Origin of the sequence: Streptomyces sp. SKN60 (genome assembly GCF_026236535.1) — a bacterium.
GTDB lineage: Bacteria > Actinomycetota > Actinomycetes > Streptomycetales > Streptomycetaceae > Streptomyces.
Map to the genome: position 1 here is coordinate 1 of NZ_JAHTMW010000045.1, position 7,763 is coordinate 7,763.

4 protein-coding genes and 3 pseudogenes are annotated in these 7,763 nt (G+C 71.5%); 4 read left to right on the forward strand and 3 right to left on the reverse strand.

The window, feature by feature from the left end; translation table 11 throughout:
• Positions 1-525 precede the first annotated feature (525 nt).
• Both KV205_RS36690 and KV205_RS35785 read left to right on the forward strand, forming a co-directional pair.
• Positions 526-852, forward strand: a pseudogene (locus KV205_RS36690) (methyltransferase domain-containing protein); the annotation flags it as partial.
• A 274-nt stretch (positions 853-1,126) separates the two neighbouring features.
• Positions 1,127-3,760 carry a LuxR family transcriptional regulator gene (locus KV205_RS35785; RefSeq protein WP_265869220.1) on the forward strand — a complete coding sequence of 878 codons (2,634 nt, stop codon included), beginning with the start codon at positions 1,127-1,129 and terminating at the stop codon, positions 3,758-3,760.
• Here the strand turns inward: KV205_RS35785 and KV205_RS35790 are convergent.
• The gene (locus tag KV205_RS35790; RefSeq protein WP_265869221.1) at positions 3,757-4,215 is read right to left on the reverse strand and encodes a VOC family protein; all 459 of its coding nucleotides are present in this window, start codon (positions 4,213-4,215) and stop codon (positions 3,757-3,759) included. The two genes, KV205_RS35785 and KV205_RS35790, sit on opposite strands and share 4 nt — an antisense overlap.
• Positions 4,216-4,795: 580 nt before the next feature.
• Here KV205_RS35790 and KV205_RS35795 point away from each other — a divergent pair.
• Complete coding sequence (locus KV205_RS35795) at positions 4,796-5,113, forward strand: CARDB domain-containing protein (RefSeq protein WP_265869222.1); 318 nt, start codon at positions 4,796-4,798, stop codon at positions 5,111-5,113.
• 324 nt (positions 5,114-5,437) lie between these two features.
• On the opposite strand, the pseudogene KV205_RS35800 reads toward KV205_RS35795, so the two are convergent.
• Positions 5,438-6,154: pseudogene (locus tag KV205_RS35800) on the reverse strand (transposase).
• Between the two features lie 204 nt (positions 6,155-6,358).
• Positions 6,359-6,521: pseudogene (locus tag KV205_RS35805) on the reverse strand (cold shock domain-containing protein); the annotation flags it as partial.
• Between the two features lie 305 nt (positions 6,522-6,826).
• Between KV205_RS35805 and KV205_RS35810 the strand changes: the two are divergent.
• Complete coding sequence (locus KV205_RS35810; protein WP_265869224.1) at positions 6,827-7,456, forward strand: hypothetical protein; 630 nt, start codon at positions 6,827-6,829, stop codon at positions 7,454-7,456.
• Positions 7,457-7,763 lie beyond the last annotated feature (307 nt).

Genomic DNA, 7,763 nt, shown 5'->3' on the forward strand with positions numbered 1-7,763 from the left:
ACCTTCGACGGCCGGCTCTCCGCAGCCCGTCAGTAACCCCGAACACCCTCGTTACACCGTTCGATTGACAGACCCCAGAGTCAAGCCGAGTGGGCGTTCACTCAGGTGCGGGCCGGGACGGTGGATGAGTCTGACGGCATGGCAGAGAAGACGGTCGTGAGTAGGGACGAGGCGGCGGAGCGGATCCACTCGCTGTTCACGCAGGGGTGGGCGCTGGTGGCGGTCGCGTGCTTCGTCGAAGGGCAGGAGTTCGGTGACGAGCTCGGAGCGGTACTGGGAGAGCTGGGGCTCGCCGTGCGTGACGGGCGGCGGTGGGAGCCTGCGCCCGGGCTGGCCGGGCTGCTCGCCGAGCCGATGGCCGTGGAGCGCCTGGGGTTGGGCGGCGCGGTGCGGCGGATGGCCGCCGAAGCCGCCGCTGCGCGCCCCTCGACCGCCCGGACGGCACGGGCGGTACAGACGCCGGAGGAGCGGATTGGGGAGGCCATCCAGGGCGTCGCATATCTGCGGGAGCAGGTGTTCTCGCTCATGGAGGGGCTCGAGGAGCGGTTGTCCGGGCCGGAGGCGGTCTTCTTCGCCGCGCGTGTCGGCACTGGGGAGGCTACTGCCGCGCTCTGCCTGGCGTACCCGGGGGCATGGGCGGTCGGTTACGAGCCGTGCGAGGAGGACAGGGAAGGGGCCGCGGCCGTCTTCGAGGCCGCCGGGGTGGCCGGTCGCGTGCGGCTCCTCGCCGGGGACGTCGACCGGCTGGACGTGGCCGACGCCGTCGACTCCGTCGTGGTGCCGACGTTCCTCACCCCGCCCTCCGTCCTGTTCCGTGCGATTCCCGCCGTGTACCGCGCGCTGCGGCCCGGCGGATGGTTCACCCTGCAGGTGCCGACGTACGGGGCGGGTCCGCTGGCGGACGCCGTGACGCGCTGGCGGGTCGTCCGCGACGGCGGAACCCCGGACGGTGCCGCGGACATCGTCGAGGAGCTGCGGCAAGCGGGCTTCGCCCGGGTTTCGCGGCTCGAACCCGCGGTGCCCCCGCCGGTGACGGGTCGTCGCGGGATCGAAGCCCGGCGGGTGATGAGCCCGGCAGGTGTGAAGCCGGGCCAGGATCCTCCCGTCGGTTTGTATATTCGGCTCCATGTCGCGTACGTGGCCGTTCGGGGGCAGGGCACAGGAGACCGAGCGCATCCGCCAGGTCCTGGGCGAGGGCCGCAGTGTGGTGCTCGCCGGTCCGGCCGGGGTCGGCAAGAGCAGGCTGGCCGCCGAGGCGGCGCCGGGCGCACCGCGGGTGCGCGCGACGGAGGCGGCCGCTTCGCTGCCGCTCGGCGCCTTCGCCCCACTGCTGCCCGCCGGGGACGCCGGGGACAACCTGCTCGGATGGGCGGCCCGGGCCGTACGGGCCGCGGTCGGGGACGGCGTTCTGGTCGTGGACGACGGCCACCTGCTCGATCCGGCGTCGGCCGCGCTGCTGCGGCAGCTGTCCGACGCCGGGATGCGGATGGTCGTCACGGTACGGACCGGGGAGCCGTGCCCGGACGCGGTCGCGTCCCTGTGGCAGGAGGACCAGGCCGCGCGCATCGAGGTCGGTCCGCTCCCGGCCGAGGAGGTCGCCGGCGTACTGGAGTCCGTGCTGGGCGCGCGGGTCGCGGCGGGGACCGCCGGACGGCTCGCCGAGCTGAGCCGGGGGAACCCGCTGTACCTGCGCGAGCTCGTGGCCGGTGCGCTCGAACGCGGGACGCTGGCCACCGTCGACGGCCTGTGGCGGATGGACGGGGCGGTCGAGCTGTCCGGCCGGCTGTCCGAGCTGATCGCCGCCCGGATCGGCGACCTGACCCCCGTACAGCTGGAGGTCTTGGAGCTGGTCGCGCTCGGCGAGCCGCTCGGACTCCTCCCGCTGGCCGCGCACACCGACGAGACGGCGCTCGAGCAGGTCGAGGAGCGCGCCCTCATCCACGTCGCCCCGGAGGAGGGGCGGCGCACGAACATCCGGCTCGGGCATCCCCTGTACGGGGAGGCAGTCCGCGCGGGCATGCCGCGCCTGCGCCGCCTGCGGCGCTACCGGCAGCTCGCCGAGATGGCCGAGTCCACCGGGCTGCGCCGGCGGGAGGACGCGATGCGCCTGGCGCTGTGGCGTCTGGAGAGCGGGACGGCCACCGACCCGGAGCCGCTGATCGCGGCGTTGCGGCTGGCCTGGGCGGCCCACGACTACCCGCTCGCCGAGCGCTTCGGATGGGCCGCGATGGAGGCGGGCGGCGGGCCGCGGGCGGCGGTCCTGTACGCGCCCGTGCTGGGGTACGGCGGCCAACTCGACCGGGCCGAGGCGGTGCTGGCGTCTGTCTGGGACGAGCCGTGCGACGAACGCACCCGGACCCTGATGATCTCCTCCCGGCTCAACACCCTCGCCGTACTCGGACGGACCGACGAGGCGATTGCCCTGGTGGAGGACGCTGCGCGCACGCTCACGGACGAGGAGAACCGGCAGGAGATGACGTTCTGGCAGGCCGGGGTGCAATTCGCCCTTGGCGACTTCGAGGCCGCCCTCGCCCTGACGGACACGATCGTCGCCGCTCCCGTCAGCGTCCCGATGGAGGCGCAGGGACACGGGCAGCGCGCCTGGATCCTGGGGTTCACGGGGCGTCCGCTGGACGCGATCGCGGCGACCGACCGCGCGCTGGCCACCCGGGAGCAGTGGCAGGACGCGGTGCCCGTGTACCACCGGGCGCTCCTGGAACTGCGCCGGATGGCGACGATCTTCGCGGGGGATCTCGCCGGGACGGCCGAGGTGGTCGAGGAGATCAAGACCGTCGGCGCCGGGGCCGGGGACTGGGCGGTGGCCCGGTCGGAGAGCGATCAGGCCGAGGGCGTCCTGGAGAGGCACCGGGGCCGGGTGAGGACGGCGTTGCGGCTGCTGACCTCCGAGAACGCCGCGGCAGCGCTCAGCGACCACCACATCCAGCGCTCGGCCGAGGTCGCGATCACCGCGGCGCTCGCCGGGGACGCCGATACCGCCGTCGCCGCCCTGGAGTCGGCCGAGCAGTCGGCTCCGCTGGTCGTACTGGGCTTCGGCGCGGACCTGGCCCGGCCGTGGGTCGCCGCTGCCCGCGGCGAACCGGGACGCGCCGCCGAGTTCGCCCTGGACGGCGCGCGGCGGATGAGGGAGGCGGGGGCGTACAGCCAGGAGGTCGTGGCGCTCCACGACGCGGTGCGGCTCGGCGCCGCGGGGTCGGTCGCGGGGCCCGCCGCCGGATCCGCCGCCAGGTCCCGCGCAGGCTCCGTCGCGGACCGGCTCGCCGAGCTCGCGGGCACCTGCCAGGGCGAGTTCGTCGCCGTGGCCGCCGCCCATGCGGCAGCGGCCGCCGCAGATGACGGTGCGGCGCTGGTCCGTGCGGCCGACGCGTTCGAGCGGCTCGGGTTCGTCCTGCTCGCCGCGGAGGCCTCGGCTCAGGCCGCCGCGGCCTTCGAAGCTTCCGGACGCCAGGCTTCCGCCCGTTCGGCGACAACCCGGGCATGGGTCCTGGCATCGGCCTGCGAAGGGGCGATCACGCCCGCTCTCGCCCGGCTCAGCGCGCCCCAGCTCACCGACCGTGAACGGGAGATCGCCCGCCTCGCCGCCGACGACGCGAGCAACAAGGAGATCGCCGGCCGTCTGGTGCTGTCCGTCCGCACGGTGGAGAACCACCTGCACGCCGCCTACGTCAAGCTCGGCGTCACGAGCCGTGCGGAACTCAAGCAGGTCCTGCGGCCGCCGGACCTCGACCGCGTGCTCGGTTAGCGCAACAGGGTCGAAGGATCGACCGGGTTGGAGGAGGAGATGACGGTGCCCTGGACGACAGTCTCGGCAGCGACCGTCTCGTCCGGCGCGTACAGCCGGATCTGCATGCCGTCGGGGTCGCGGAACCCGAGGCCATGACCTCCTGACGCACGCAGCACCGGCGTGCGCGGGATCCCGAGTTCGCCGAGGCGGACGTCCCACGCGTCGAGCGCCTCACGGGTGGTGGCCAGCGCGAACGGGTCGGCATCGTAGTTCACCCAGGCGGGGTGCTCCCTCAAAGCGATCTTGAGATCGGTGCCCGGAAGGCCGAACTGCATGCCGCGGACGACCCCGTCGTCGTCCTGGAAGCTCAGCTCCAGGCGGAGGTCGAAGACCCGCTCGTACCACTGCGCGCTGCGCGCCAGGTCCGTCACGAAGATCTTGATGTGGCGTACGCCGCTGATGATTGCGTCCATGCCCTGATTGTGGCTCCCCGCGGGCGGGTTGCGGCTGAGTGGTGCCCTACTCAGGTGGCGGCGCGGGTGCGGGCCGACGATGACACGGCGACCGCTCGAGAAGAAGGACGCCCACTGCGACAGGGAAGACGCCATGAGAAGCCACCACACCCAGAGATTCGCCGCGCCCACCGCCTGCGCGCTGGCCCTGTTGCTGGCTGCTTGCGTGCCGGGGGCCACGGAGGGGAAGGGCACCACACCGACAGCGAGCAGGGGCGGTTCCTCCGGGGGCGGTTCCAGCACCGGAGGAACCCCCACGGGCGGTTCCACGACAGGCGGTTCCACGGACGGCTCGCCCACAGGCGGGTCCACCACGCGTGGCGGCGGGACCACCTCCTCCGCCACACCGACCAGAACGGCCCCGACACCTCCGACTCCCGCCCCCACGACCGGGCGTCCCACTCCCACGGAGGGCCCCACCGCCAGTGGCGGGCCCACGGACGGCCCCGGGGACGACGGCCCTGCGCCCGCGGGTGACCTGTGGTCCGCCGGACTCGAAGGCTGCGTCTACGACCCGAACCACGAGGGCGGCTGGGTCGCGGTGGGCCTGAACCTGCGGTGGTCCGGCACGCAGCAGCCCTCCCCCGACACCGGGTGGATGATCCCCTTCCGCTCCGAGAAGTACGGGACACAGGTCAACGGCCGCTTCGCTTCGGAGCCCGGCGGGCGAGGCGGCACCGCCTACCTCGCCGTCCCCTTCAGCCCAGCGGACCTCGGCCGCACGATCACGGTGACCATCACCATCGACCCGGACAACACCATCCGGGAAACCAACGAGAACAACAATGTCGGCCGGTACTCCGTGACGCTTCCCCAGTCCGCGCAGACCGCCGAACGAGTGCAGTGCCAACCGGTCTGACGGCCCGCCGCTTCGGCTGCCGGCCGGTCGTCTACTCCCCTCCCAGTCCCGGGTGTCGAAGTACGCGGGCGTGCCGCTGCGGCGGGCGGCCATGACCGATTCGAGACAGGGCGTGGTCCCGCCTCGGCATCAGCTCCCGCCACTGGGCCACGGTCAGTGCCCATACGTCTCGTGCTCGTCGGGGTTCAGGACGATCCCGGCGATGTTCCGGCGCGAGCGCCAGGTCCACGAGGGTCCGGACCGGTCCGTCGGTGCACAGAAGCGCGTCACACAAGTCGAACAAGGCATCCGCCCATGACGTCACACACGCGTACACCTCAGATGTCATAGCCATTCGTTGATCGCTGCGACCAGTACGGTCACCTCGAAACGAACGGCGAGCTTGTCGTAGCGCGTGGCGACAGCACGGTTCCTCTTGAGGCGGTTGATCCCGCACTCGACCGCATGGCGCTGGCGGTAGTCGACCGGGTCGAAGCGCGGCGGCCGGCCTCCGCGGGAACCGCGCTTCCGGCGGTTGCGGGCCTGGTCGGCCTTGTCCGGGATGGTGCAACGGATCCCGCGGCGGCGCAGGTAGGACCGGTCCTGCGGGAGGCGTATGCCTTGTCGGCCCGCACGCGGTCGGGGCGGACGCGAGGCCGGCCCGGTCCGATGCGGGGCACCCGGACCTTCTCCAGCACCGGTTCGAACTGCGGCGAGTCCCCGCGCTGCCCGGCCGTGACCACGATGGGCACGGCAGACCGTGGAGTCGACGCTCAGGTCCCAGACAATCGCGCCCTTCGCATCGGCCAGGGTCTGGAGCCAGGTGAGGATCCGGTGCCAGGTGCCGTTGCGCTGCCACCGGCGGAACAGGTCATAGACCCGGTTCCACGGCCCGTACTCGGCGGGGACGTCCCGCCACGGAACCCCGGTCCGGACCCGGAACCGTATGCCGTCGATCAGCTGCCGCCGAGGCCAGACGGGCGGCCGCCCGGTCCTGGCACCCTTCGGCAACAACGGCGCCAGCACCGCCCACTGCTCGTCCGTGAGATCTCCCCGACCCATGAACCGTGATCATTCACAGCCCAAGATCCACTTTCGACACAGGGCCTAGATGGCCTCCCATACGCCGCAGGGCACGAATCTGGAGAAGAGCGCGACACAGGTGTCGGCGACGCGTTGGCGGGCGGACGCCGCCGTACCGGATCGAGGTCTCGGCAAGGAGACTGTCAGGCGCCGCCAAAAGTTGGAGCGGGGCTCAGCTGCAGGCATGTTCTCGGCCTGCGGGCCCTTCTGGCCCTGAGGCGAACGTCACTGTCTCGCCCTCGATCCGTTCGCGGTATCCGTTGCCGGAAGTATGGGAGTAGTGAGCGAAGACCTCCGTGGGATCGGGCCACCCTGGGCTGGCTTCCTGTTTGGATGCCCGAACCAGTCCTCCCGCGGCTCTCGCGCCTGCACACCTTCATCAGATCTTGTTCGGATTGTCGACGGCGGCTGCACCCATCGCCGAGACGGATTCCGCGCCCGCGAGGAGCAAAGTGAAGGGAGGCACGAACGGGTCACACACGGAACCTGTACCTCCGCTTGGCTCCAGCGCAATCGCCGAGTGCTGCGAGAGCTCTCGCTGGGGGACAGCAATCCGGCGCCTCAACCTCTGTGCACCGCCAAGCAGGACGTACCCTGCACAGCACACGGTCCGTGCCCTTTCTGCCCGGCCCCCTCACACAGGAGCGTTTCATGCCTTCAACTAGCAGCGCGACTGACAACATCGATGCGACAACTACAGCACTCCAGAAAGAACTTCCTCTGCTGGAGCGGCTTCAGCAGGACCTCGAGAAGGAACTGGCCTCGGTTTCCGAACGCGTACTCTCGGTCCGCACGGCACTCACAGCCTTGCTGGCCCTGGCCGACACGCCCACCCCGCGCGCTGTACAGGAGGCGCCAGAACCGCCTGCGGCCGAAAACGAAGCCGCAGTTGAGATTTCTGGGACAGCGGCGCCACAGGATTCCGGCCCGGTCCCCGCGCCTCGGAAGGTCACCAGGTCACGCTCCACCGGCAGGCGTAAAACCGCCTCCGGTGAGGGCGGACGTACCGAGCCTACCTCGACGAAGAAGCTTCACACCCCGGCCCAGGGACAGGCGGCTGCATCTGCGGCAGCAGCACCTGGCGGTCTCACCGAGCAGGTGGTGGCTGTCCTCTCGCAATCGCCGGACAGTCCGATGCGTGCCCGTGACGTCGCGCAGGCGCTCGGCCGGGGTTCGTCCACAGCCGCTATCAACACTGTCCGCAGCACACTTGACCGGCTCGTAGCCACCTCACGGGCCTCCCGCGCCGGCCGCGGCCTCTATCAGGCCCCTATCAGCTGACTCCGGGACTGCTGGCCCCGGGGAGCCCGCTGAGCGAGCGTCCCACCGGGTGATCGGGGCAGTGGCCCTCGTCAGGTTCGCCGGGGTTCTTCTCTCCTGCCGTCGACTCCAGATTCGCCCGCGAGGCCCTGCGTATCAAGCGTTCCGGCAGAACCGCCGCCGCACCCGGTCCACTTCTCTGTCACGGGACCTTCCGTCAGTTCGTTGGCTCAGGCATTGTCAAGGTCGGCGGGGTCTGTCAATCGAACGGTGTAACGAGGGTGTTCGGGGTTACTGACGGGCTGCGGAGAGCCGGCCGTCGAAGGTG